The organism is Myxosarcina sp. GI1(2024) (assembly GCF_053543375.1).
The window spans coordinates 668,793-691,867 of record NZ_JBKGTY010000003.1 but is presented as its reverse complement, the minus strand read 5'-3'; the positions used below and the strand labels follow the sequence as shown (position 1 = coordinate 691,867).

Annotated in this window: 20 protein-coding genes and 1 tRNA gene; 10 read left to right on the top strand and 11 right to left on the bottom strand. The window is 42.2% G+C overall.

What is annotated here, in order from left to right:
- Positions 1-6: 6 nt before the first annotated feature.
- Both ppc and ACLFKQ_RS16750 read right to left on the bottom strand, forming a co-directional pair.
- Positions 7-3,087 carry a phosphoenolpyruvate carboxylase gene (gene ppc / locus ACLFKQ_RS16755; RefSeq protein WP_449000908.1) on the bottom strand — a complete coding sequence of 1,027 codons (3,081 nt, stop codon included), beginning with the start codon at positions 3,085-3,087 and terminating at the stop codon, positions 7-9.
- A gap of 364 nt (positions 3,088-3,451) precedes the next feature.
- On the bottom strand, positions 3,452-3,643 hold the full coding sequence (locus tag ACLFKQ_RS16750; RefSeq protein WP_449000907.1) for a hypothetical protein: 192 nt from the start codon (positions 3,641-3,643) through the stop codon (positions 3,452-3,454).
- Positions 3,644-3,885: 242 nt separating this feature from the next.
- On the opposite strand from ACLFKQ_RS16750, the gene ACLFKQ_RS16745 reads away from it, so the two are divergent.
- Together ACLFKQ_RS16745 and argS are read left to right on the top strand one after the other, a co-directional pair.
- Positions 3,886-4,686, top strand: a complete 801-nt coding sequence (locus tag ACLFKQ_RS16745; protein WP_449000906.1) for a PhzF family phenazine biosynthesis protein — start codon at positions 3,886-3,888, stop codon at positions 4,684-4,686.
- Positions 4,687-4,795: 109 nt separating this feature from the next.
- Positions 4,796-6,550, top strand: a complete 1,755-nt coding sequence (gene argS, locus ACLFKQ_RS16740; protein ID WP_449000905.1) for an arginine--tRNA ligase — start codon at positions 4,796-4,798, stop codon at positions 6,548-6,550.
- A gap of 214 nt (positions 6,551-6,764) precedes the next feature.
- On the opposite strand, the gene ACLFKQ_RS16735 is transcribed toward argS, so the two are convergent.
- The 6 genes from ACLFKQ_RS16735 to psbD form a co-directional block, all read right to left on the bottom strand.
- On the bottom strand, positions 6,765-8,051 hold the full coding sequence (locus ACLFKQ_RS16735; RefSeq protein WP_449000904.1) for a D-alanyl-D-alanine carboxypeptidase: 1,287 nt from the start codon (positions 8,049-8,051) through the stop codon (positions 6,765-6,767).
- Between the two features lie 112 nt (positions 8,052-8,163).
- Positions 8,164-8,376, bottom strand: coding sequence for a DUF2949 domain-containing protein (locus ACLFKQ_RS16730; protein ID WP_449000903.1), 213 nt, complete (start codon positions 8,374-8,376; stop codon positions 8,164-8,166).
- A 586-nt stretch (positions 8,377-8,962) separates the two neighbouring features.
- Positions 8,963-9,397, bottom strand: a complete 435-nt coding sequence (locus ACLFKQ_RS16725; protein WP_449001053.1) for a DUF192 domain-containing protein — start codon at positions 9,395-9,397, stop codon at positions 8,963-8,965.
- 162 nt (positions 9,398-9,559) lie between these two features.
- Positions 9,560-10,255, bottom strand: a complete 696-nt coding sequence (gene nblR, locus ACLFKQ_RS16720) for a response regulator transcription factor NblR (protein ID WP_449000902.1) — start codon at positions 10,253-10,255, stop codon at positions 9,560-9,562.
- Positions 10,256-10,302: 47 nt separating this feature from the next.
- The gene (locus tag ACLFKQ_RS16715) at positions 10,303-11,226 is read right to left on the bottom strand and encodes an NAD(+) kinase (RefSeq protein ID WP_449000901.1); all 924 of its coding nucleotides are present in this window, start codon (positions 11,224-11,226) and stop codon (positions 10,303-10,305) included.
- Between the two features lie 224 nt (positions 11,227-11,450).
- Positions 11,451-12,509, bottom strand: a complete 1,059-nt coding sequence (gene psbD, locus ACLFKQ_RS16710) for a photosystem II D2 protein (photosystem q(a) protein) (protein ID WP_449000900.1) — start codon at positions 12,507-12,509, stop codon at positions 11,451-11,453.
- Between the two features lie 276 nt (positions 12,510-12,785).
- Here psbD and ACLFKQ_RS16705 point away from each other — a divergent pair, with 276 nt between their 5' ends.
- The 8 genes from ACLFKQ_RS16705 (at position 12,786) to trpE (ending at position 19,689) form a co-directional block, all read left to right on the top strand.
- Positions 12,786-13,055 (top strand): hypothetical protein, encoded by a 270-nt coding sequence (locus ACLFKQ_RS16705; RefSeq protein WP_449000899.1) that lies wholly within the window; start codon positions 12,786-12,788, stop codon positions 13,053-13,055.
- Positions 13,052-13,744 (top strand): energy-coupling factor ABC transporter ATP-binding protein, encoded by a 693-nt coding sequence (locus ACLFKQ_RS16700; RefSeq protein ID WP_449000898.1) that lies wholly within the window; start codon positions 13,052-13,054, stop codon positions 13,742-13,744. Before ACLFKQ_RS16705 ends, ACLFKQ_RS16700 begins: the two co-directional genes overlap by 4 nt.
- An 83-nt stretch (positions 13,745-13,827) precedes the next feature.
- Positions 13,828-14,379: an NYN domain-containing protein gene (locus ACLFKQ_RS16695; RefSeq protein WP_449000897.1), complete on the top strand. Its 552-nt coding sequence runs from the start codon at positions 13,828-13,830 to the stop codon at positions 14,377-14,379.
- A gap of 84 nt (positions 14,380-14,463) precedes the next feature.
- Positions 14,464-14,536: transfer RNA gene (locus ACLFKQ_RS16690), tRNA-Glu, on the top strand.
- A 793-nt stretch (positions 14,537-15,329) separates the two neighbouring features.
- A complete protein-coding gene (locus tag ACLFKQ_RS16685) occupies positions 15,330-17,384 on the top strand; it encodes a DICT sensory domain-containing protein (protein ID WP_449000896.1) in 2,055 nt (684 codons plus the stop codon).
- A gap of 130 nt (positions 17,385-17,514) precedes the next feature.
- Complete coding sequence (gene psaD / locus ACLFKQ_RS16680; protein WP_449000895.1) at positions 17,515-17,955, top strand: photosystem I reaction center subunit II; 441 nt, start codon at positions 17,515-17,517, stop codon at positions 17,953-17,955.
- A gap of 52 nt (positions 17,956-18,007) precedes the next feature.
- Positions 18,008-18,166 (top strand): hypothetical protein, encoded by a 159-nt coding sequence (locus tag ACLFKQ_RS16675; RefSeq protein WP_449000894.1) that lies wholly within the window; start codon positions 18,008-18,010, stop codon positions 18,164-18,166.
- Complete coding sequence (gene trpE, locus ACLFKQ_RS16670; protein ID WP_449000893.1) at positions 18,163-19,689, top strand: anthranilate synthase component I; 1,527 nt, start codon at positions 18,163-18,165, stop codon at positions 19,687-19,689. Before ACLFKQ_RS16675 ends, trpE begins: the two co-directional genes overlap by 4 nt.
- A gap of 64 nt (positions 19,690-19,753) precedes the next feature.
- On the opposite strand, the gene ACLFKQ_RS16665 is transcribed toward trpE, so the two are convergent.
- The 3 genes from ACLFKQ_RS16665 to ACLFKQ_RS16655 are packed head-to-tail and all read right to left on the bottom strand — an operon-like array spanning position 19,754 to position 22,756.
- The gene (locus ACLFKQ_RS16665; protein WP_449000892.1) at positions 19,754-20,758 is read right to left on the bottom strand and encodes a hypothetical protein; all 1,005 of its coding nucleotides are present in this window, start codon (positions 20,756-20,758) and stop codon (positions 19,754-19,756) included.
- Positions 20,751-21,728, bottom strand: coding sequence for a hypothetical protein (locus ACLFKQ_RS16660; protein WP_449000891.1), 978 nt, complete (start codon positions 21,726-21,728; stop codon positions 20,751-20,753). Before ACLFKQ_RS16660 ends, ACLFKQ_RS16665 begins: the two co-directional genes overlap by 8 nt.
- 11 nt (positions 21,729-21,739) lie before the next feature.
- Positions 21,740-22,756 (bottom strand): serine/threonine protein kinase, encoded by a 1,017-nt coding sequence (locus tag ACLFKQ_RS16655; RefSeq protein WP_449000890.1) that lies wholly within the window; start codon positions 22,754-22,756, stop codon positions 21,740-21,742.
- Positions 22,757-23,075 lie beyond the last annotated feature (319 nt).

The following is a 23,075-nucleotide window of genomic DNA, read 5'->3' as shown; positions in this document are numbered from 1 at the left end:
CTAAAATTAACCCGTATTGCGCATTCCGGCGGCAATACCATTGATAGTTAACATCGCACCTCGCAGTAACTCTTCTTTGCTAAAGCGAAAATGAACTGCATTCGACCGAGCGTGTTGGCGTAGCCGTTCGATTAAAGCTACCTGTAAAAAACCCAAAGGTAGAATCGTGCCATTGCGAACCTGAATCGAGCGCTGTAGTTCGGGATCGCCATCGAGCAGACGCTGTTGACCGTTAATTTTAAGAATTAAATTTTTAGTCAAATAGTATTCTCGAGCAATTTGGTCGAATAATTTTTTAAACCGCTCCAAATCCTCTGGTTGCGATAATTTATTGACATAATGTTCGGCCATCTGCAAATCGACCTTTGCCAAAGTCATTTCCACCTTAGAAATAACCATTCTAAAGAACGGCCATTTAACGTAAAAATACTGTAGTAGGTCGAGATTTTTCTTGGGTTCTTGGTCGAGAAATTCTTGTAGTGCCGACCCGACACCATACCAAGCAGGTAGCAGAAAACGACTTTGAGTCCAGCTAAATACCCAAGGAATCGCCCGCAGACCACTCATGTCTTTTTTCTTCCCGTCTCCTTTACCTGGGCGTTTGGAGGGACGAGAACCAATTTGTAGTTGGCTAATTACGTCAATTGGAGTTACGGAGTGAAAGAAGTCGACAAAATCTGGCTGTTCATAGATTAAAGCTCGATATACGCAACGCGAGCGCGCTCCTAGTTCTTCCATGACTTCATGCCAAGGTTCGACGCGATCGAAACCGCTGCCCAAGAGACTCGATTGAATCACCGCAGTGGTAATAGTTTCTAGATTGTATAGTGCAAGTTCCGGTAGAGAATATTTAGAAGCGAGCACTTCTCCTTGTTCGGTAATTTTAATTCTGCCCTGAATGGTATCTGTCGGCTGTGCCAAAATTGCTGCATATGCAGGTCCGCCGCCACGACCGACCGAACCACCTCGACCGTGAAATATCCGTAGGGCGATACCGTATTCTGAGGCAACTTTTTGTAAAGCTTTTTGCGCTTTGTGAATCTCCCAATTGCTGCTTAAAAAACCCGAATCTTTATTACTGTCGGAGTAGCCCAACATTACCTCTTGTAAGTCAGTAGGCTCCAAAGAAGGAATGGGGATTTCTCCCTCTGGTTGTTCTGCCATCGGTAAATTTTGATATCCTCCCGCTAGAGCAGCGCGATATAGTGGCAGTTCGAATAACTCTCGCATTACCGCAGGAGCTCGTTTGAGATCTTCTACAGTTTCAAACAGAGGCACAATTCTGACGGAAGTTTTACCCGTAGCAGGATCGTAGAGTCCCGCTTCTTGAGCCAGCAGCATTACTTCCAAAACATCGCTGACAAAATTAGTCATGCTAATAATGTAGGTTTGACAGATTCTAATGCCAAATTCTTGCTGGAGCTGACGAAGCAGACGTAGGGTTTCAATAGTCTCGCAAGCCGTCTCCGAAAAAGGCATTTCGGCAGGAATTAAGGGACGACGAGTTTGCAGTTCGCGAACTAACCAGGCGGTCTTTTCCTCTTCTAAAAGCCGATCGTAGGGTTTGGGTAAAATTTGTAAATATTCGGTGATTTCAGCGATCGCATCGCAATGACGCGAAGAATCTTGGCGAAAATCGAGTTCGGTGAGAGTAAAACCGTAAACTTCTACCTGACAGATTAAGTTATCTAATTCACGGCAGTGGAGGCTGGTCGCTGCCAAACTTTGCTGGATCAGCTTGAGTTCGGCTAAAAACTCGGCACCCGAATGATAAACCGAATCGCCATCTAGTTCTGGTTTAAATGGTTTCCCCGTGCTCTGAGCTAAAAATCGATTGCGCTCGCGGGTATTTTTCAATCTTTGTTCGATATAGGTCAGTTTGAGACGATAGGGTTCTTGACGATAGCGAATTGCTAGCTGTTCGTAGATTTCCGGTAGCTGCTGACGGTCTTGTTCTAAAGAATCGAGTAAATCGGGCAGAACATCGCTCCAGTGCAGAGATAGACTGAGTAATTCTCGCAGCTGTTCGACCGACTTGAGATATTTTTCTAAAACGATACTTCTTTGGTAACAGGCAGTTTCCCAAGTAACCTGGGGAGTAACGAACGGATTGCCATCGCGATCGGCACCTACCCAAGAACCAAAGTAGCAAAAATTATGGGTGGGAGAGACTAAGCCAGGGAAAGAACTAGCTAATGACTGTTTGAGGCGAGATGCTAGTTGAGGCAGAACGTCAAATAATACTTCTTGAAAGTAGTGCAGAGCGTAGTCTACTTCATCTAAAACTTTGGGCTTGAATTGATGTAGTTCGTCGGTGCGCCACCATAAACGAATTTCTTCAGTCAAGCGCGCGACTGCTTCTTCGCTTTCCCAAGAATCACTAAACCCCATTTCCGCCATTTCATCTTCAGCGGCATCTAGCTGTTGCAAAATACCGGAGATGCGTCGCTGCTTTTTACGAATCGTGTGACGTACGATCTCGGTAGGGTGAGCGGTAAATACCAATCTGATGTCTAACTGGTCTAACAGCCTTTGCAACATCATCGGCGGCATATTTATTTTCTTTAAATAGGGAAATAACCAGTTAAACGTAGCCGATCTATTAAAAAAATGGTTTTGAGATTCGATCTCGCTAGTTTCCCGATGTTGTGGTCCTAAAACTAGAGGTAAAGTTCCACTAGTTTCGGTCCTCTCGCTCTGACTATTGTTATTGCCATTGGTCTCAGCTTTTAACTTCTTAAGGATAGTGCGTTGGGAAAGCTGCTGTTCTTTCCTTTCGTAGTGCTGTTCTACGATATTCGTTAACTGAAAATAGAGAGCAAAAGCGCGAGCTGCCTGAATCGCATCTTCAAGAGATAGTTGTTCGATCATTCGGGGCACTGAAGATTCTGGCAAATCTGTTGCCAGTCCTTCTGGAGAAGAAAGAGCGCGCATTTTTTGCAACAAATTTACCATTTCTTGACCGCATTCAGAGTGCAATACTCTCTCCCACAAATCTTCTACTAGTCTTTGTCGATGACGCAGCAGTAGATGAGAAGGAGAAATAGGATCGATCTCTGATAGGGAAGTTTGTAACACCGTACTCATATATAGAACACCTTTGCTAGGATCTTATTTGTCACGATTGAAATGTCAATTACAAAGCGCCTGTAGCTTTTATTATTTAAACTTAAGAATTGAATTTCACAAATAAATACTCGATCGTCATTTAGAGCGAAAAGTAAAGATATATCGAGCTAAACTCTTAACTTTCAAACTAAGCAGTAGAATTGCAACCTTGTCGAGTTATCGAACACGAAGCGATCACAACCACAAGTTAGAAATTTAGGCATTAATAACTAATGCCCAGAGACTACTTTTCCATATGACATGATAGTAATCTCTGGTTGAATATTTTAAGACTTACTTTTTTTCATTCGTCAAACAGTTATTTTGACTACCGTTTGCTTTTTTAATTGCGATTTAGTTCGGAAAAATGTAGTATTGGCAGACGCTCTGAGCGAAATAACTCTTCGCTAGTTTTGCCTAAATCTGTAAGCATGTCGAATAAAATTCTTAAGACTAATAGGCTAAAAATAAAAGGGCTGGTTGCTAAGCTCAATCCTAAAAAGGAAAATATACAGGAAGTGTTGTTGGGTTTCACGATTTATTTATGTAATTAGTATGTGAGTATGGATTTATTCGTTTCTATTATATTTGTTACGTGCCAACTTATAATTTAAAAGTCTCAAGTTTTGTTGTGGACCCGGTTGGAATTTTGCCGTTGGTGCTAACGCAAGTAGTTCTTTTTTTAGTAATAGCTTAATTTTATAACAATTGAGTCGATTTCAATTATTTACTATCGAGCGATTATTCGTAATGTAATATTTAATAAATAAACTTTAAATGAAACAACCAATTATTCAAGTCGATGCCTTTAGCGATCGCGCTTTTAGGGGAAATCCCGCCGCAGTCTGTATTTTACCTTGCTCTGTTCCTGAAGAGTGGATGCAATTAGTTGCCAGAGAAATGAACCTCTCAGAAACCGCCTTTTTAAGTCCCGAGGGAGATGGTTATCATCTGCGTTGGTTTACTCCCACGACCGAAGTCTCTTTATGTGGTCATACAACTTTGGCTAGCGCACACGTAATTTGGACTGAAGCTCATCACAAGCGCGATCGCCCAATCGATTTTTATACTAAAAGTGGTTTGTTGACTGCTAATTACCGAAACAACTGGATCGAGCTAGATTTTCCCGCCAATCCTTCTCAAGCAGTAGCAACGCCACCAGAGTTAGCTAAAGCCTTAGAAATCCCTATCAAAACAACTTTGACCAATTATCTCGGCTATTTAGTAGAAGTCGAATCGCCAGATTTAGTGAGGAATTTACAGCCCAATTTGGCTTTACTTAAAACCTTGTCAATATCTAACGTCATCGTCACCAGCGTAGCAGAAGCTAATTCGGAATATGATTTTATCTCGCGCTTTTTTGCTCCTGGTTTGGGCATCGATGAAGATCCCGTTACTGGTGCGGCTCATTGTTGTCTGGCTCCCTTTTGGCGCGCTCGCATGGGTAAAGATGAATTTTTAGCCTATCAAGCCTCTAGTCGTGGTGGTTTAGTCAAAGTTAAATATAGTGGTGGCGAGCGCGTTATTCTAGGCGGACGAGCAGTTACCGTAATGCGTGGTGAGTTATTTACAGATTAAGTATTAACGAAAATTGCTGCCGTTGCGATCGCCTCGATGGTTTGGATGCGCTAGATTAATTATCTATATTTATTTATAGTAAGCATCTCAATTCCCCGTCCTCGATACCATGACATCCATACTAAAACAGCTTAAAAATTCGGTCAGTGGAGCTTTAGTCGCCGCTTTTGGGTCGAAATTCGCCGACACCGATCCTTTGGTTACCCCTGCCAGTAATCCCAAATTTGGCGATTATCAATCTAATGTAGCTTTGTCTCTGGCTAAAAAACTCAAGCAGTCGCCGAGAGAAATTGCTCAGTCGATAATCGATTGTTTGAATGCAGATACTATCTGCGAAACCCCTACCATCGCTGGTGCTGGTTTTATTAACTTTACCGTTAAGCCTAGCTATCTCGCCGAACGGTTAAGCGAGATTCAAAGCAGCAATCGCCTGGGGATCGAGCCAGTATCGCCCCAGAATGTGGTGGTAGACTTCTCTAGTCCCAATATTGCCAAAGAAATGCACGTCGGACACTTGCGCTCGACGATTATCGGCGATGCGATCGCTCGTATTTTAGAATTTCGAGGACATCGAGTATTACGTCTCAATCATGTGGGTGACTGGGGAACTCAGTTTGGGATGCTAATTGCCTATCTCAGAGAGACTTATCCCGAAGCTTTGACTACTGCAGATGCTTTAGAAATCGGAGATTTGGTGTCGCTATATAAAAAAGCCAAAGTACGTTTCGATCGAGATCCAGAATTTAAAGAAACAGCCAGACAAGAGGTAGTTAAATTACAGGCTGGTGCCGAAGATAGTCGTCATGCCTGGCAGCTAATTTGCGATCAGTCACGCCGCGAATTTCAGTTTATTTACGACTTATTAGATATCAAAATCATCGAACGAGGGGAATCTTTTTATAATCCTTTACTGCCAGATATAGTCGCTCGATTAGAGGCAGAAAATTTACTCGAAGAAAGCGAGGGTGCTAAGTGTGTTTTTCTAGAAGGATTTACCAACAAAGACGGCGATCCCTTGCCTCTAATCGTACAAAAATCCGATGGGGGTTTTAACTATGCCACTACCGATTTAGCTGCTTTAAAATATCGCATCAAAGAAGATGGGGCAGATCGCATTATCTATGTTACCGATGCCGGACAAGCCAGTCATTTTGCTGCAGTTTTTCAAGTAGCGAGGAAAGCGGGAATTTTACCAGAAACAGTAGAAGCAGTTCACGTACCCTTTGGTTTGGTATTGGGAAAAGAGGGTAAAAAATTAAAAACCCGCTCCGGAGAGACTATAAAATTAAAAGAATTATTGGCAGAAGCAATTAACCGCGCCCGTAAGGATTTAGAAACCAGATTAAAAGAAGAACAAAGAACCGAATCTGAAGAATTTATCAGTCGAGTTTCCCAAACAGTAGGCATAAGTGCGGTCAAATATGCCGATCTCAGTCAAAATCGCACTTCCGATTATAAATTCGACTACGATAAAATGCTCGATCTCAAAGGCAATACCGCACCATATTTGCTTTATGCTTATGTCAGACCTCAAGGGATTAGTCGTAAAGGCAATATTAACTTTCAACAGTTAGAAAGCGAGCGCCAAATTGTTTTGACAGAGGAAGCAGAATTAGTACTTGCCAAACATCTTTTACAATTTGAAGAAGTTATTAAGGAAGTAGAAGCAAATTTACTACCCAATCGAATCTGTCAGTATTTATTCGAACTCAGCCAAAAGTTTAATAAATTCTACGAAAATTGCCCAATTTTAAACTCGTCAGAACCGCAACTTACTTCTCGTCTGTTACTGGCAGATTTAACCGCTCGCACTCTGAAATTAGGTTTATCTTTACTGGGAATTGAGGTTTTAGAGAGAATGTAAGGCAAAGAAGCCAAAAGGCAAAAAATATTAGATAGTGAATCGTGGTTAGTGGTTAGTTGGGTAAAACTTACTAAGTACTAACTAGTCGCCACTTACTGGGCTTTTCAGTTAAATAAAACATGACCGATCGACTTTTATTCTTCTGCTTCCTGCTTCAGATCGAGATGTGGACTACCCAAGCGAAAACTGCTGTAAAAATGCTCTTTCTGCTTCTCTAGTCAAAACCGTATGAATTACGGCCGGGATCTCCTAAGTACCAGTCACTATAAGTAACTTGGGGTGCTTCTCGCTCTAGTTGCCAATACTGTACCAAGTTTTGTAGCAATCGATCTTGAGAGGCGCGAAAATCTTCGAGGCGATCGCCTTGATTGATAATAGCAAACCAAATCGAACCGCGATCGCTGGTGGGAATGACTCCTGCTAGAGCACTTACTCTGGCTAGAGTGCCAGTTTTAAGACTCGTACCTCGAGGTAGGTTGCGGTTAGCTATCGTTCCTGCTAAATCTCTACCGGCAACAGGAAAAACATCGCTTAAACTTAAGGCATCAGACTCTAAATTACGAGCGATCGCGCTTAGCATCTGACAAACGGCGCGGGGAGAAATTCGATTGTCAACTCCCAACCCAGAGCCATTAGTTAACTGAATTTCTGTTTGAGGCACTCTTGCTAAGCGTGCTGCATCCCGAGCTACTTGGCTGGCACCTCCTGCCGAATCTGCTAAGATTTGCGCCATGTTGTTATTACTGTAGATATTCATCTGCTTGAGAATTTCTTTTAGAGGCAGAGATTGATGGCGTAATAATAGTCGGGAAAAATCAGGAATTTGCCGCTTTAGTTTTACTTTACCCGCCATCTCCAATTGGGGGCGTGGTGTGCCATCGGGCAGGGTAAGATATTGTCGAGTAACTTCATCAGTCCAAAGACGGCTATTTAAAGCTTGTTGGAGTAATTCTCCTGCAGTTTGAGAATTAGACTCATAATTTAGATAAAAACTGTTCGTAACTATCAGATTTCCTGCTACTTCGTTAATACCTAGATCGTTGAGAGCGTTTCCTAAAGCGATCGCTTCTTCCCAAACCAAAAAGGGATCTCCATCCCCTTCAATAATTAAATCTCCTGCTAAAGTTCCCCGATCTAGCGCACCCGTAGCATAAATTTTGGTTTCAAACTGATGATTTGCCCCCCATTTATCTAAAGCAGCTAGCATCGTGGCAATTTTAGTTAGAGAAGCTGCAGTCACCGGAACAGTGCCTTGATTGTCGGCTATTTTTTCCCAATCCGTTTGTAGCCAAAGTCCTTGTCGTTCGAGCTCGCTGCCTCCCTCTGCCAAACTTTTTAGGTAAGCTTCAATCGTGCGATCGACGAGGGCACTACGACCATTCAAAGGTAAATTAAATATAGCCGTTTTTTCCCAAGCTATAGAAGGTAAAGGCTCTAAAGGAGTCGGACTGCTCAAAATATCGATTAACTCTATTAAGCCCAAACTAACTAAGTCCAGCATTCGATTTTGGCAACAATATATTGCAATATTTCAAACCTTCTCAATTTTTGCAAGGCTCGATTTCCATTATGTCCGATCGCATATGTTCGTCGTACGAACTAGAATTTTTAGCTTAATAACTAGTATCGGTTCTAGCTTTGCCTTCTAACCAATCATAAATACGGTCTAGCTCTTCCAAGGTAACTAAGCCATATTGCCATAAAATCATAGGTATGGGAGCATGATTTTGCTCTACAGTACGCTTTACTACCTCGATCGAATCGGTAGATAAAGCTAATTCCTCAGTCAAAAATTTGATAAATTTAGCATATATAGTAGGTTTCATTTAAGTCGCCCTGTAAAAACTATTACCGTTTGATTTGCAGATGGAGTGGATTGTCTATTAATTGTCTATTAATAAGATATGGTTCTAATTTCTGAATAAATGCAGTTTTAACTATTGTTTGAGAAAAACTACTGATTGCCAGTGACTAAAATCACCAATAGTTAAAGTCGTTAGTGACAATTGCCATCAAACATACTTATTTAATTTATTTTTAGTCGATTATGAATATATATGAATCTTTGCCATGGCATAAAACTTTAAGTAAATTTACATAATTTTATATAAAAAACATAATACTTTTTGAGCGGTTTTCCACTCTGTCAACTGATATACTCTTTAAATTCGATCGCTGATGACTCGTCGTCTCCGTATTCATACGGGGAAATAATTTGTGACAGTGTATACTATTTCCCAATAATTGTGGAGAATAATTTTGTTAGTTGCTAATCGCTACTACCGTGGCGTTTTGAGGAGGCTTGGCGGGAGGGTTTCTTCGTATAGTTAGTCTAAATTTTAGGTTTGCTAAGCAAATAGAGCTCGTTCCGCAAACTCACGGAAAAACTCTCAGCAAGCACGTCGAGTTGGATTATTGAAGCTCGAACCATTCAATTTCAAGACTATCTCCACTTTTCAATCCTAATTCCTCAGTTCTGCCACCTTTCAATTCGATTACTCCATTCACCAAAGTATCGGGACCATAAGTCGGACAGGGTTCATTCTGACAAGGAGGAACATTTACTGCAATGTCTACAACTTTGCCATCCTTGATAAAAATCATATCCAGGGGAATTGCTACATTTTTCATCCAGAAACGAGCAACTCGCGGCGACTCAAAAGGAAATAACATTCCGCGATCGCTGGGAAGAGATTGACGAAACATCAAGCCTATTGCTTGCTGTTGGGGAGTTCTAGCAACTTCTAAGTTTACAACTTCGCCGGCAATTTTAGCTCGAGCGGAGATTTCTAGCATTTGACCCTCGAGATTAGATTCAGAAGCACTAGCAACATAGCGATTGGACATGGCGAGGGAGTCTCGCCGTCGCGAGCCATCAATGTGCTTTAAACTGGCAGTAAGCGATGAGATATTATAACAACTTGAGATTGAAATTAATAATAAAATCCCCAAACCAATTTTTAAATTCATATATTTAATCGATTTAAACGGCACTCGTGGTCGGGGTATTTATGATTCTCTCAGTACGTAACCCACTCCCCTAACAGTTTGAATTAATCTTTTTTGCTCTTTAGTTTCAATTTTGAGTCGTAGATATCGAATATAAACTTCAATTACGTTTGATTCGCCTCGATAATCGTAACCCCAGACATTTTCAATAATTTCATCTCTAGTTAGCACTTTACCAGGATTAGACATCAAATATTTCAGCAATTCAAACTCTTTCATTGTTAGATCGATCGCAATACCATTGATAATTGCTTGTCGTGTCGCCAAATCTAAAATTAATTTGCCAAAACGAAGTTGTTCTCTAACGTCAACTACTGGCTGTAAATAGAGATAAATTAGCTTTAGTAATGCTTCTTTTTTGTAGGGTTTTAATAAATAGTCGTCTGCTCCCGCTTCCAAACAGGCTACACGTTCTTCTACTGTCTCTTTGTCTATCAACATTAATATAGGAATGCGGTTACCCGAACTTCTCAACTGATGGCAAAAGTTCAAACCCAATTTGCCAGTCCAAGATTTATCTAAAACTACCATAGCTGGACTCAGCTCGCTCAATTGCTGCCAACCCTTCTCTACTCTGTCGACTGTGGTAGAGTAGCCTGCGGCTTGTAAATCTAGGCTTGCCTGTCGAGCAAATATATTATCTGTTAGCAATAAAATAGCTGAATTAGCATCGGTTGCCATCTTGCTAGTTACCATATCAAAATTCTCTTTACACTAAACATTTTGCTCTGACCGCTCCCGGACTAGGGAAGTTCCACTGAAGTTGGCTTGGCAATATGAGGTAAACCCCAACCCAGTTTTTCTCTAAGAATGCGAAAAAATTCCGGCGGTCGCAAGCGAATAAAACGGGCTTTGTAAACTGATTTTTCAATGTTAATGCGGTCGTGGGGCAAGATATAACAGCCTCCATTACCATCTACTACCATTACCATTCGATAGGGAGTAGCAGGAAACAGATTAACTGAGTCGCGATCGCTAAATACTAGAGTACGAGATGCTAGAGAATGAGGGCAAATTGGTGCTAATTGTAGCACGGGAACTTCTGGAGTTACCACCGCTCCACCTGCACTGAGAGAATAGGCTGTAGAACCTGTAGGAGTAGAAACAATAATCCCATCGGCGGCAATATCTACGGGAGCATGACTGCCAATTTGAATTTCAAAATGACACATACTGGTTAAAGGCTCGCGATGCAAGACCATTTCGTTTAAGCTCAAAGCTTCCCACAGCAAAGCCTCATGGCGATATACTCTGACTGCTAGCATCGTCCGCTCCTCGATCTCGTAATCTTGCTCGAGTAGCTTTTCTAATGCCTGTGGTAAATTATTGAGATAGGTTTCGGTCAAAAACCCCATATGTCCAGTATTAACGGTCAAAAGTGGAATGCCGCAAGGAGCCAGTTGTCGAAAAGCAGATAAAACAGTTCCGTCACCGCCCAAGACGATAGCGAAAGCTAAACTGCGATCGAAGTTTGGTGGTGTTAACTGTTCGATTCGAGTATGGCAGATTGGACTACCAGGACCAGAATACTCGAGTATACCTCCCGCCCCAGTTGCCATAAGTGCTTCCCATCCACGTTCGGTAAGTTTAGCTTGAATTTCTGAAGCAACTTTACAAGCTATAGGTTTGATATCGTTGTAAATAATGCCGGCTTTTGGCTTTGGCACGACTAACTATTTATCCTGTTTTATATGTTGATTAATAATAAATTTTGGTTTCATCTTACCAAAACTAGGGGTATTCAAGTATCTAACTATAGCAATCGTCACCCAGAGCAGCTTTGGTCGTGCAACCTAGGACTAGTTTCCATCGAACAAATAAGCCCCTCTCTTTCAATAAGAGGGGCTAGTAGCCTAATTAAACTAAATTATGTCGTGATGAACTCCGACTTTTAGAGAGCGTTACCGCGTGGTAGTACCTCCTCTGGGAATTCAAATCGTTGATGTGGTTGGTCTTGTTTTGCCATCCATGCTCTGAGACCTTCGTTGAGCAGGATGTTTTTGGTGTAGAAAGTTTCAAATTCTGGGTCTTCTGCCGCTCTCAACTCTTGAGAGACAAAGTCATAGGCTCTCAGGTTGAGGGCAATGCCGATGATGCCGATGCTCGCCATCCACAATCCCGTTACCGGTACGAACAACATGAAGAAGTGTAGCCAGCGTTTGTTGGAAAAGGCGATGCCGAAGATCTGCGACCAGAAGCGGTTGGCTGTCACCATACTGTAGGTTTCTTCTGATTGGGTCGGCTCGAAGGCTCGGAAGGTATTGGAGCCATCTCCGTCTTCAAACAGGGTGTTTTCTACCGTGGCACCGTGAATCGCACATAATAGTGCTCCTCCTAAGACCCCCGCTACTCCCATCATGTGGAAGGGGTTGAGGGTGAAGTTGTGGAATCCTTGGACGAATAGGATAAAGCGGAAGATTCCCGCTACTCCAAAGCTGGGTGCGAAAAACCAGCTCGATTGCCCCAGGGGATAGAGTAAGAACACCGAGACGAATACGGCTATCGGCGCACTAAAGGCGATGGCGTTGTAGGGTCTGATTCCTACCAGACGGGATATTTCAAACTGACGCAACATGAAGCCGATCAGTCCGAAGGCGCCGTGCAGCGCGGTAAATGTCCACAAGCCGCCGATTTGACACCAACGGGCGAAGTCCCAGTTGGCTTCTGGTCCCCAGAGAAAGAGTAGGGAGTGTCCCATACTGTCTGCTGGGGTGGATACGGCTACGGTCAGAAAGTTACAGCCTTCGAGATAGGAACTGGCTAAGCCGTGGGTATACCAGGAAGTTACGAAGGTGGTACCGGTGAGCCAGCCTCCTAGTGCCATGTAGGCGCAGGGGAAGAGCAAGATTCCCGACCAGCCAATGAACACGAAGCGATCGCGCTTGAGCCAGTCGTCGATGATGTCGAACCATCCTCGCGACGCTGGCGCGCGTCCTACTGCTATTGTCATATTTTCTAATCTCCGAATATTTAACTACTATGTTTAAAATTATTACAGCCTTGCTACTTAATTTGCTCGAGCGGCAATAAATAATTTAGTAGGCTAATTGTGAGAAAAATTTACTTTTCTTTATATCGTACATATTATAAGAAATTTTTAATTATTTCCAGGGAAAATCTTAAATCATACTAAAATTTGGCTGAGAGCTATCAATAGATAGGTTGGGATTTGGGCAAATCTAGAAGATAATCTAACTATTGAAATGAAATTTTATGAAGAGAGTTCATGTTTACCATTGACGTAATTTTGCAAGATATCCCTTTGCCAGTGTCAGTACAGCGCAAAGAAGCTGAAGCTGCCGAAGCTCTATACCAAGAGCTACTTAAGGCGATGCACTCTGAGGATCTAGAATTATTCGAGCTTACCTGCGAGAAAGAAGAAAGTAAAAAAGTCACGATTAAAACCGATCGCATTTGCGCGGTAAGTATTAATAAAAAGTCGGGCAGTATGGCAGAAGGTCGAGTACCGGGTTTCTTTGCTGCGATTCAAGAATGAACCAGCCGGTAAAATCGAATTCGGTCGAGTCTCTGGCTATTGACGTACGAGAACTTTATTTTAGTTGGTCTGCTGATGCTGCCATACTCAATTCCTGCTCTTTGCAAGTTCCTGAAGGGCAGTTTTGGATGTTGCTGGGTAATAATGGCAGTGGGAAATCAACTCTACTGAGATTAATAGCTAATTTGTTGAGTGCTGATTCGGGAACGATTACTGTTGGTTCGCCCATAGGTTTTGTGTTTCAAAATCCCGATCATCAACTAGTCATGCCGACAGTAGGCGCAGATATTGCTTTTGGTCTGGTTAAAGAAAATTTATCTTTGGCTCAAGTACGCGAGCGCGTTAAAGAAGCTCTCAGTGCGGTTAACTTACAAGGTCTAGAACGACGACCGATTTATGCTTTGAGTGGCGGACAAAAGCAGCGGATCGCCATTGCCGGAGCAATCGCCCGTCACTGTAAAGTTATTTTATTTGACGAGCCTACTGCTCTTTTAGATCCCGACACTCAACTAGAACTAGTCAAACAAGTTAGGAGTTTGGTGGAAAATCGTGAGTTAACTGCCTTATGGGTGACTCACCGTTTGGAAGAACTAAATTATTGTGACGGAGCATTTTTATTAGAGGGAGGCAAAGTTGTCGCTCGGGGAGAACCGCAACTTCTCAAACAGCGTTTAATGGCGAAAAACTAAGCAATTACTTTAAATTTTTGTTAAGGATTTTGCTTAAAATAGTAACAACAAACAAAATGCCCCGTTCGTAACATTCAATTAAAATGCTTTCCTCACCTTATCAGGCACTACTGCTGGTAGATGGCTATAACATTATCGGTCATTGGCCAGATTTAAAAAGAAGCCGCGATCGCGACGGATTGGAGGTGGCTCGCCAGCAATTGATCGAATATTTGATTAACTATGCTGCGACAGTTGCCTACCGAACTAAAATAGTCTTCGACGCTCACTATCAAAGAAACCCCCGCACTAGTGAGGAATATAGTTCTTTGTTATCGGTTCACTATACAGCTTTTGCCGAGACTGCCGATACCTATATCGAAAAGTATTGCGCTGTGTTTGAAAAAACTCAAGATCGCCAATCGTGTTCGAGATTGATCGTCGCGACTAGTGATCGCGCCCAGCAGTTAACTGCAGTCGGCTATGGTGCAGAGTGGCGTTCGGCTAGAGTGTTAGCAGGAGAAGTAGCAAAAGCAGTTAGCCAAACCAGCAAGAAAAAACAAACCTCAAAGCGATCGTCAGGGCGACTTTTATTCAATACTCTCGATCCAGTCGCTCAACAGCGTTTCAAACAGTGGCAACGGGGCATTCGTTAAATTTAATCTAAAGTTGACAGATATTTAATTAATAGCTACACTTAAAAACGTTGCTGGTTTTTTGACCAGACAATTAGACTTCCAGCCCCCATCGTCTAGTGGCCTAGGACACCTCCCTTTCACGGAGGCGACAGGGATTCAAATTCCCTTGGGGGTATTTAATTATACTTAAGTTAGAGATCGACTAAAGGTTACAACAGACCCCAGATTGCAGCACATTCGCAATTAGGATTAAAAATTGGTCGTTCCCCGTCATGTTATGTTTTGCGCTGAAGTATCTGAGACTTAAATTGACTTTTGAGTTTTGAGTTCGGTCGTAAAGTTACCTGTTGGCAAAATAAGCTTTAATTAATTTTAAGTCGGCAATTAGAGGTAGTAGGATTAGTGGCAATTAAAGAAATAGGCTGGGAATAAAACTAGTCTGGATGACTAAACACTGCAAAATACTGCATTTGGAAGTGGAACAGTAGTTCCAGATAGTGAATCTAGCCGTTGAGTCCGAGAATCGATAGTAATGTAACTCCTAAAATGCCCAGTCTGCACAGTAAACTAACGGGTCGTTCGAGTTGTCGAATCAGCATATTCTAATAATGAGAGTAAATAGGATTGATCCACATTTCGATCTCAATCGATGCTAACATCGATGAATTCAATCTAGACAATGGAGCGATCGCATTACCAATGGGAGCGACTAAATAAAATCTCGACAATATAGACAAGATAAATTTTAAGGCTTAGTTAGCTTCGAGGCGATCGCGGTCAAAATATTGAGCGATTGAGTTCGAGAGCAAGAAAAGTTTTTCCGAACTCTCAAGAGCAAGTTACTTGATAGGATGTTTTTAGGGAAGGCTGCTAGATAGTTTGATGGTCAAAGCTATCGATTAGCAAATGACCCTGGCGAGAAATTTTCGTCATCAAAATGCGCGAGTTTATTGATTGAAGATTTATAAATGGGCATTTCTAACTCTGTAGTAGCTCAACTGCTGCAATGGTGCGATCGCTGTCGACCGCAAATGTATTTTAAGTCATCTCTAACTGCCTTATCTCACGCCATGGAAGATTTGGTGTTAACAGATTCAGATGCACCGCTCATAATTGCCAGTTTTCAGCGAGAACGCTTTTATCGTCAAGAAGCTCACCGCTATCGGCGGATCGCTAGTAAATCCGACCAAGTATACGTGTTAGCAGCACCAGAAGCAGAATTCAAGAATTGTTCCGATGTTTATGAAACTATTGCTTTCGAACCGACAGATGCTTTAGCCGCAGAATGGCATCTGGTAATTATCGGCGATCGCTATACAGCCTGTTTAATCTGTCATGAAAAAACTGCATCTAATGACGAACAAACCTCCGATTCATTAATCGATAGCGAACGACGTTTTGAAGGTATTTGGACGTTCGACCGCCAAGTTAGTATCAAAGCAGCTTCAATTCTACTCGATCGCATTGCGACTTATCGCCCCGAACTTCAGGCAAAAATCGACCTTGCCTATCGACTGTATCTCTCAGCGCCTACAGAGGAGCTAACAACAGCCAAGACTGGTCTGGTGTCTGATTCTCCCATCACCAACCCCGATCCTTTCGTACAAAGATTGGTAACTTATCTTCAGGCTGGACAGTACAAATTACTCAAAGCTAACAAATCTCTCGCCGCCAAACAGCAAAAAGAGCGGTTGCTCAATTCGGTAATCGATGCCGTCAGGCGTTCGCTCGATACGTCAGAAATTTTGGAGGTAGCGGTACAAAAGTTAGGCGAAGAATTGGCAATTTGTCGGTGTATTATCTATCGCTGTCGGGAAACGGACAACGTAGCGAGGATCGAGCACGAATTTGTCAACCAAGGGATTAAATCGATTCAGGGAAAAATTTGGCAGTTAAAGAATAATCCTTTGTTTGAAGAAGCGATCGCTAAGCGCAAAACGGTCAGTGTCGATAATACCCGAGAGGATATTCGCTTGACGCAGCAAGCATGGGAACGAGGAACGGGAGAGTTCATCCAAAACGTCGTCGAAAATTACGAGATTGTTTCCTGGGTGTTAGTTCCTATTTTCTACCAAGAGCGGCTCTTAGGAGCCATTGAGTTACACCATTGTTACAGCAGCCCCGTCGTCTGGAAGGAAGAAGACCTCTCCTTAGTAGATGCGATCGCCACACAAGTGGGCATAGCTCTAATTCAGGCAGAAGCATATGCCAATTTAGAAGATCTTAACGAACAACTTGAAGCTTTAGACCGTACTCGTTCCAATTTGGTTGCGATCACAGGACACGAATTGCGTACCCCTTTATCTACTATTCAAGTCTGTTTAGAAAGTTTAGCAGCAGAACCAGATATGGAGCCCGAACTACGTCAGGTAATGCTCGACACTGCCTTAGAAGATGCTGAACGGTTACGTAATTTAGTCCAAGATTTTTTGACCCTATCTCGCTTGGAAAGTGGAAGAGTAGAATGGAATCTAGAAACTCTATCCATAGTTGAATGTATTGAATTAGCAATTAGCAATGTCAAAGCCCGCAATAGCGATCGCGCCTTGCCAGAAATTAACAATCTCGCTTCAACAAATTTACCCCTCGTACAAACCGATGGCGAGTGGCTAGTAGAAGTCTTAGCCAAATTGTTAGACAACGCCTGCAAATTTACCGACGCCGAGGGCACGATTACCATCAAAGTTAAAAGTAATGGTAGCAGCAATTTAGAAGTTACCATCTCCGATACAGGAAGAGGTATCGAACCCAAACGTTTGGAAAACGTGTTCGATCGCTTTTATCAGGAAGAAGGTGCTTTACGCCGTAGTACGGGAGGTACTGGTTTGGGACTGGCTATTTGTCGTCAAGTCGTCCAAAATTGGGGAGGCAAAATTTGGGCGGAATCACTAGGTAAAAACCAAGGTAGTGAATTTCACTTTACGATTCCTATTGCAGATAAAACCAGTAATTTTGTGAATAAACAAGCACCATCTACTAATTCCCCCTCGAAAAGATCCCCAAAACGTCGCAAAAAGAGATAATTTTTTTACATAAAGCTCAAAAGAGCAATCTGAGAAAACTAGAAAACTGTTACAGTTCTTGACAACTCAGAAAATTGCCAATGACTCAGTGATAGGATGCCGTAAATACCTTTTATGAGGCTTTTTTAAAATGGCAGAACAACTACAAACTAGTCTTTCAGGTCAAACACCTAAATTTGGCGGCAGTACTGGTGGCTTACTCACTAGTGCATTTGTCGAGGAAAGATATGCGATTACCTGGACCAGCCCTAAAGAACAGGTGTTTGAAATGCCCACCGGTGGCGCGGCAACCATGCATGAAGGTGAAAACCTGCTATATTTAGCACGCAAAGAACAATGTTTAGCTTTAGGTGCGCAGTTGAGAACTAACTTCAAACCTAAAATTCAAGATTACAAAATCTATCGTATTTTTCCTAACGGCGAAATGCAATATTTACATCCTGCCGATGGCGTTTTTCCCGAAAAAGTCAATGAGGGAAGAGAATATAATGGTAAAATAGACCGCAGCATTGGTAAAAATCCTCAACCATCTACTTTGAAGTTTTCTGGTAAAGCACCTTACGACGTGTAACACAGAAATAGGCAAAACTATAGGAAGAGAATAGACGGAAAAATTAGCTGCAATGACGGCTAATTTTTTCTTTCTTCTCCAGCGACAATTACGTTGCGGTTTCTTTGTCGATGGCAGTAGGCTTTGTCCGTGTCATGGCAAAGTAATCTGTGCTAAATTTCCCAATCAATTAGTGTTTTTTAGTATTTTTATTCTCGACCTCGTTGAATGATCTTTCCCGATTTAACTCTGTTTTCTCAATTATCGCAACAAGGTAACTTTATTCCTGTATACCAAGAGTTGGTAGCAGACTTGGAAACTCCAGTCTCAGCCTGGTATAAAGTTTGTGCGGGGCAACCCTACAGCTTTCTCCTCGAGTCGGTAGAAGGAGGAGAAAAACTCGGACGCTACAGCTTCCTCGGTTGCGATCCCGTTTGGGTATTAGAAGCTAGAGGGGAAACTACCTTTCAGACTTATCGCAATGGCAAGGTCAACCGCTTTACAGACAACCCTCTAGAAATTTTAGCTAGCTGCCTCGAATCGATTCAACCCGTAAAATTACCTCAGTTACCTCCTGGTATTGGTGGACTGTTTGGAGTTTGGGGATACGAACTCATACGTTGGATCGAACCTAGAGTTCCAGTCTATCCTGCTACTGACGATGACTTACCCGATGGGGTATGGATGCAAGTAGACAATTTAATCGTTTTCGATCAGGTAAAACGCAAAATTTGGGCGATCGCCTATGCCGACCTGCGCGTCCCCGATACAGACTACGAGCGAGCCTATCAAATCGCCTGCGCTCGCGTCAATAAGTTAATTTTAAAATTACAGTTACCCTTACCCGTAGAAGCCAAATCTCTCGAATGGCGAGGAACGGAGGCTAGCGATCGCAACGTTATTTATACTACTAATACCGACCGCCAGCGATTCTGTGCTAATGTCACCAAAGCCAAAGACTATATCCGCGCTGGAGATATTTTTCAAGTCGTACTCTCTCAGAGATTATCCACTCTTTACAAAGGCCATCCTTTTGATTTGTATCGCTCCCTGCGCACGATCAATCCTTCCCCGTTTATGAGTTACTATCAATTTGGCGACTGGCAGCTAATCGGTTCTTCGCCAGAAGTCATGGTCAAAGCCGAAAAAAAAATCCCTACTGGAGCAATCGAAGCTACCCTCAGACCAATTGCGGGAACTCGTCCCCGAGGCAAAACCATCGCCGAAGATCGAGCTTTAGCTAGAGATTTATTACAAGATCCTAAAGAAATTGCCGAACATATCATGTTAGTAGATTTAGGACGCAACGATTTAGGTAGGGTCTGTGTCAATGGTAGCGTTACCGTCGATGAAATGATGCTCATCGAACGCTATTCTCACGTAATGCACATTGTTAGTAATGTAGTGGGCGAGTTAGAATCAACTAAAACCGCCTGGGATTTACTTAAAGCCTGTTTCCCGGCAGGAACGGTTAGCGGTGCACCTAAAATTAGAGCGATGGAAATTATCCACGAGTTAGAGCCAGAAAGACGCGGACCTTATTCTGGAGTTTATGGTTACTACGATTTTGAAGGACAGCTCAACACCGCCATTACCATTCGTACGATGGTGGTTCGTCCTTACCAAGAAAATCAGTGCTTGGTTTCCGTGCAAGCAGGTGCCGGTTTAGTCGCTGACTCCGTACCCGAAATTGAATACGAGGAAACTCTCAATAAGGCTAAGGGATTACTCGAAGCAATTCGCAGTTTGAGTTAAGGTTTTTCCGATCTCCTAGCAATTTTAAGTGGGATCGAAGCTGTCGTTGGCAATTTTAAAGCAACTAAAACCAATCTGAATTATCTAGGTTGGATTCTTTAGATTTAAACCCGAAGTTATCTCGTGCTTTTGTTTCCGAGTCAGGAAAATCTTGTTTTACTGGCTCGGCTTTCGTCCAGTCGGTAAAATTTTCCACCAATTCTTTTCCTAGAGTAGCGGCATGATTGGCGTGGTGAATAGTAATTTCAAGATCGTTTTTGACTTTGTTGGCGACCGTGGTTGAAAGCGATCGCGGTAATACTTTAGAGTTTAGAGATTGGCTCTGAGGGGCAATAACTCTTTTTCTAATAGTGAAACTTTCTAACTCGGACAGAGTTTGATTTAAGAACGGACTATTAGCAAAATATTGTTTGCTATTAATATTCAAACATAAAGACACGGGGTATGGACAATGGGCTGCTGCCAACCATAATTGAAGATTATTTTGAAGATTATTCTGCCACAGAAAAACCCGGTCGGGATATTTTTGCTCGTGATTTAATTGCTCGAGCGCTTTTGCAGTGAGATTGGATTTAAATTTTGTTGCTGAAAAGCCAATCGTTCGATAATTAGTAATTAGAGGTTTTTTGCTATTTTGATGATAATCCTCAACCGTCCAAACCTGACCAACGTATCGATAGAGATTGGCAAAGTCTCGTAGCCGATCGCCCGTATAAGCAGGTAAAATTAATGGACACTGTGAGTTAGTTATTCGAGTTACATAACCCACAAAAATATAAAGCGGACGACCACGATTATCTTTACTCTGTATTGCGGTCAAATCTGGATTTAGACTACTTATTAATTCCCGTACCATGCAGGTAACGCCAACCACACAGTGAGATTCATTTTTAAATAGCGACCAGCGAGGATAAGTTGATAGTTTTTTCGCTTTACGAGTGGTGGCAAATATATATTTTGATGCCCAAGTTATTTCTCGTTCCCTAAAGTCTTCGGGAAGGGCAATAAAGCGAAAATCAAGCTGATAGCTACGTCCGTAAACAATCGCCGCCCATTGCTGTTCAGACATCGGCAGTGACCTCGTCACCACTAAAGAATAGCGAAACTTGCTGAAGTTCTCCTGATAGTAGTTTCATATTTTCTTCTATCGTAGCAATCTGAGTTTGGCAATCCTGTAATTCCGAGGTTTTAGTTTTTATTTCTTGACTATTAAGCAATTGCCAGAGAGCATTAGTTTTTTTCATCTCTTCAATCGTTTGTTCTATGCGATCGCGAGTCTCTTTGAGTTCGATCCCCCATTTTCTTAGTTGGGCGTAAACCGCAAATACTATGGGAAGGTGAACATTAACCGGTACGATATCACCATTATGAGGATCGTTACCTAGTTCTTTACCCAAACTGACCGGGCAAATCATCACTAGCCAGCTTGATTTGGGAGTAAATAAAGCTTGAAATAACTTTTTGATGTCTGCAATTATTTCTTGTTTTTCGCGATGTTGACAGAGATCGTATTTAGTAATCACAATCGCGATCGGAAAAGGACGGTTGTATGTCGGCTGAAAATCGCGGCTGACGTATTGCTGAATAAATTGATTCATGCGATCGCTTTTCATCTCTCGTACCGTAGTTGGGGTAATTTTATCTACTAGATGTTCTCCCGATACGCACAAAAACAGACATTGGCACTGAGTCAGATATTCGCTCAATTCTTTAACATCAGTCTCGCTAGAGCGATCGCTTAGTGCCAAACCTCGATAGTCCAACCATTCAAATCCAATTAGCGGACGAAAACCATAGCTAAAGTTAAATGAATAGTTTTCCATTTCTGCCGCATTGGGAGCAGGCCAGCGGTCTTCTCCCTTAATGGCGATTAATTGTTCCCATCGTTCGGTCAAATCTAAGTCCATATCCATGTCTTTTGCCGCCAAAGTAAAACCCTGTACTCCTGTCTGCATGACCGCATACATACCGAGTAAATAACTGGTTTTCCCCGCACCAGAAGTTCCTAGCATGGCAATTTTAATATCTTCTAATTTCATGTAATCTCGCACTAAAACCAGCGATCGCCTTGTTGATAAGAAGAATGCCAATCGAGTCTTGCAGCTGTCTTAGATGTTTCAAATGCGCTCCAAGGATCTTGAAAAGTCTGATAAAAATGAATTTTTTCAGTCTTTTGAGGTAGTTTGGAAGAATCTAAATGGAGCAGCTCGAGAAATTCCCCAACTGACTGCGATCTCTGTTCCACATTCATGACCATGGCTTTACTAACAGCTTGGGAAACATGAAGACTTATTTGAGGATTGAGTTGACGCACTTTTTTTAACTTGACTCCTGCGGCTCTTTCTACAGCAGAGACGGGAATGCTACCCGTAAGCAGATGATAGAGAGTTGCACCTAAAGCATAGATATCGGTAAATGCACCGTATTGTAAGGCTCTGCCATACTGTTCTAAAGGTGCATAACCAGGGGTTACCATAGCGGTAAATTTTTCAATGTTATGGCTGGTAAAATCTCTGGCTGCACCAAAATCAATTAACACGATCCTGCCATCATCTGCCAACATAATGTTACTCGGTTTAATGTCTCGATGTAAAAATTGTGCTTGATGCAGAATTTCTAATGCTTGTCCTACCTTTTCAATATAAAAAAGAGCTTCCGTTTCTCCCAATTTCCCGCCCCGTGACATCAATAACTCCATTAAAGTTTTGCCCTGTAAATACTCCATCACCATGTAGGCAGTATTATTTTCTTCAAAATAGTGAAAAACTTTAACGATACCGGAATGATTGAATTGTCCGAGAGTTTGACCTTCTTGGAGAAATTTTTGTTTGGCACTACTATAGGCGGCTATATTCCACCTACCCGCAGAGACTACGGAACTGCCTTCTCGCCAACAACCTTCTGGAAAAAACTCTTTAATCGCCACAGGTCGATTAAGCTTAGTATCCATTCCCCGATAGGTGATCCCAAAACCTCCTTGACCTAGTGGTTTGGTAATCTGATATTCGCCGTTAGCCAAGTAAATACCTGGACTGAGAACACCATCGAGCCTGGTAGAGGCGGTCATAAACAGCAATTCTCCCACGATACCTTATAAATATCCAATTTTACCCGAATTGTCGTACTTAAAAGTAATAACATCGATAGATTTATAAAAGTAATAACATTAAGCAATTTATTACCTGTTCGCACCGCTCTTTTTAATAGTTTTTTCGCTAAAAAAATAGTAGAAGCTCGATAACCTACTAATAGTAAACTCCAAGCATTAAGTTAAAAAATCGATTAAAAAGTTTTATACAGACCGCGTCCATATAGATAACTGGAGTTTTAGCCAGATCCCTTTCCCCCTTGCCCTTGCCCTCTAACCGCGGAATGCGGTTATCGCA

Excerpts from the sequence above, each read along its gene's own strand:
- ppc (WP_449000908.1), bottom strand. The coding sequence starts at position 3,087 with ATGAGTACGGTGTTACAAACTTCCCTATCAGAGATCGATCCTATTTCT.
- ACLFKQ_RS16730 (WP_449000903.1), bottom strand. The coding sequence starts at position 8,376 with ATGAAACCTACTATATATGCTAAATTTATCAAATTTTTGACTGAGGAA.
- ACLFKQ_RS16665 (WP_449000892.1), bottom strand. The coding sequence starts at position 20,758 with ATGTCTGAACAGCAATGGGCGGCGATTGTTTACGGACGTAGCTATCAG.
- ACLFKQ_RS16700 (WP_449000898.1), top strand. The coding sequence starts at position 13,052 with ATGAACCAGCCGGTAAAATCGAATTCGGTCGAGTCTCTGGCTATTGAC.
- ACLFKQ_RS16655 (WP_449000890.1), bottom strand. The coding sequence starts at position 22,756 with ATGACCGCCTCTACCAGGCTCGATGGTGTTCTCAGTCCAGGTATTTAC.
- trpE (WP_449000893.1), top strand. The coding sequence starts at position 18,163 with ATGATCTTTCCCGATTTAACTCTGTTTTCTCAATTATCGCAACAAGGT.
- ACLFKQ_RS16735 (WP_449000904.1), bottom strand. The coding sequence starts at position 8,051 with ATGCTGGACTTAGTTAGTTTGGGCTTAATAGAGTTAATCGATATTTTG.
- ACLFKQ_RS16745 (WP_449000906.1), top strand. The coding sequence starts at position 3,886 with ATGAAACAACCAATTATTCAAGTCGATGCCTTTAGCGATCGCGCTTTT.
- ACLFKQ_RS16725 (WP_449001053.1), bottom strand. The coding sequence starts at position 9,397 with ATGTCCAATCGCTATGTTGCTAGTGCTTCTGAATCTAATCTCGAGGGT.
- psbD (WP_449000900.1), bottom strand. The coding sequence starts at position 12,509 with ATGACAATAGCAGTAGGACGCGCGCCAGCGTCGCGAGGATGGTTCGAC.
- ACLFKQ_RS16695 (WP_449000897.1), top strand. The coding sequence starts at position 13,828 with ATGCTTTCCTCACCTTATCAGGCACTACTGCTGGTAGATGGCTATAAC.
- ACLFKQ_RS16675 (WP_449000894.1), top strand. The coding sequence starts at position 18,008 with ATGACGGCTAATTTTTTCTTTCTTCTCCAGCGACAATTACGTTGCGGT.
- ACLFKQ_RS16660 (WP_449000891.1), bottom strand. The coding sequence starts at position 21,728 with ATGAAATTAGAAGATATTAAAATTGCCATGCTAGGAACTTCTGGTGCG.
- argS (WP_449000905.1), top strand. The coding sequence starts at position 4,796 with ATGACATCCATACTAAAACAGCTTAAAAATTCGGTCAGTGGAGCTTTA.
- nblR (WP_449000902.1), bottom strand. The coding sequence starts at position 10,255 with ATGGTAACTAGCAAGATGGCAACCGATGCTAATTCAGCTATTTTATTG.
- psaD (WP_449000895.1), top strand. The coding sequence starts at position 17,515 with ATGGCAGAACAACTACAAACTAGTCTTTCAGGTCAAACACCTAAATTT.
- ACLFKQ_RS16705 (WP_449000899.1), top strand. The coding sequence starts at position 12,786 with ATGTTTACCATTGACGTAATTTTGCAAGATATCCCTTTGCCAGTGTCA.
- ACLFKQ_RS16685 (WP_449000896.1), top strand. The coding sequence starts at position 15,330 with ATGGGCATTTCTAACTCTGTAGTAGCTCAACTGCTGCAATGGTGCGAT.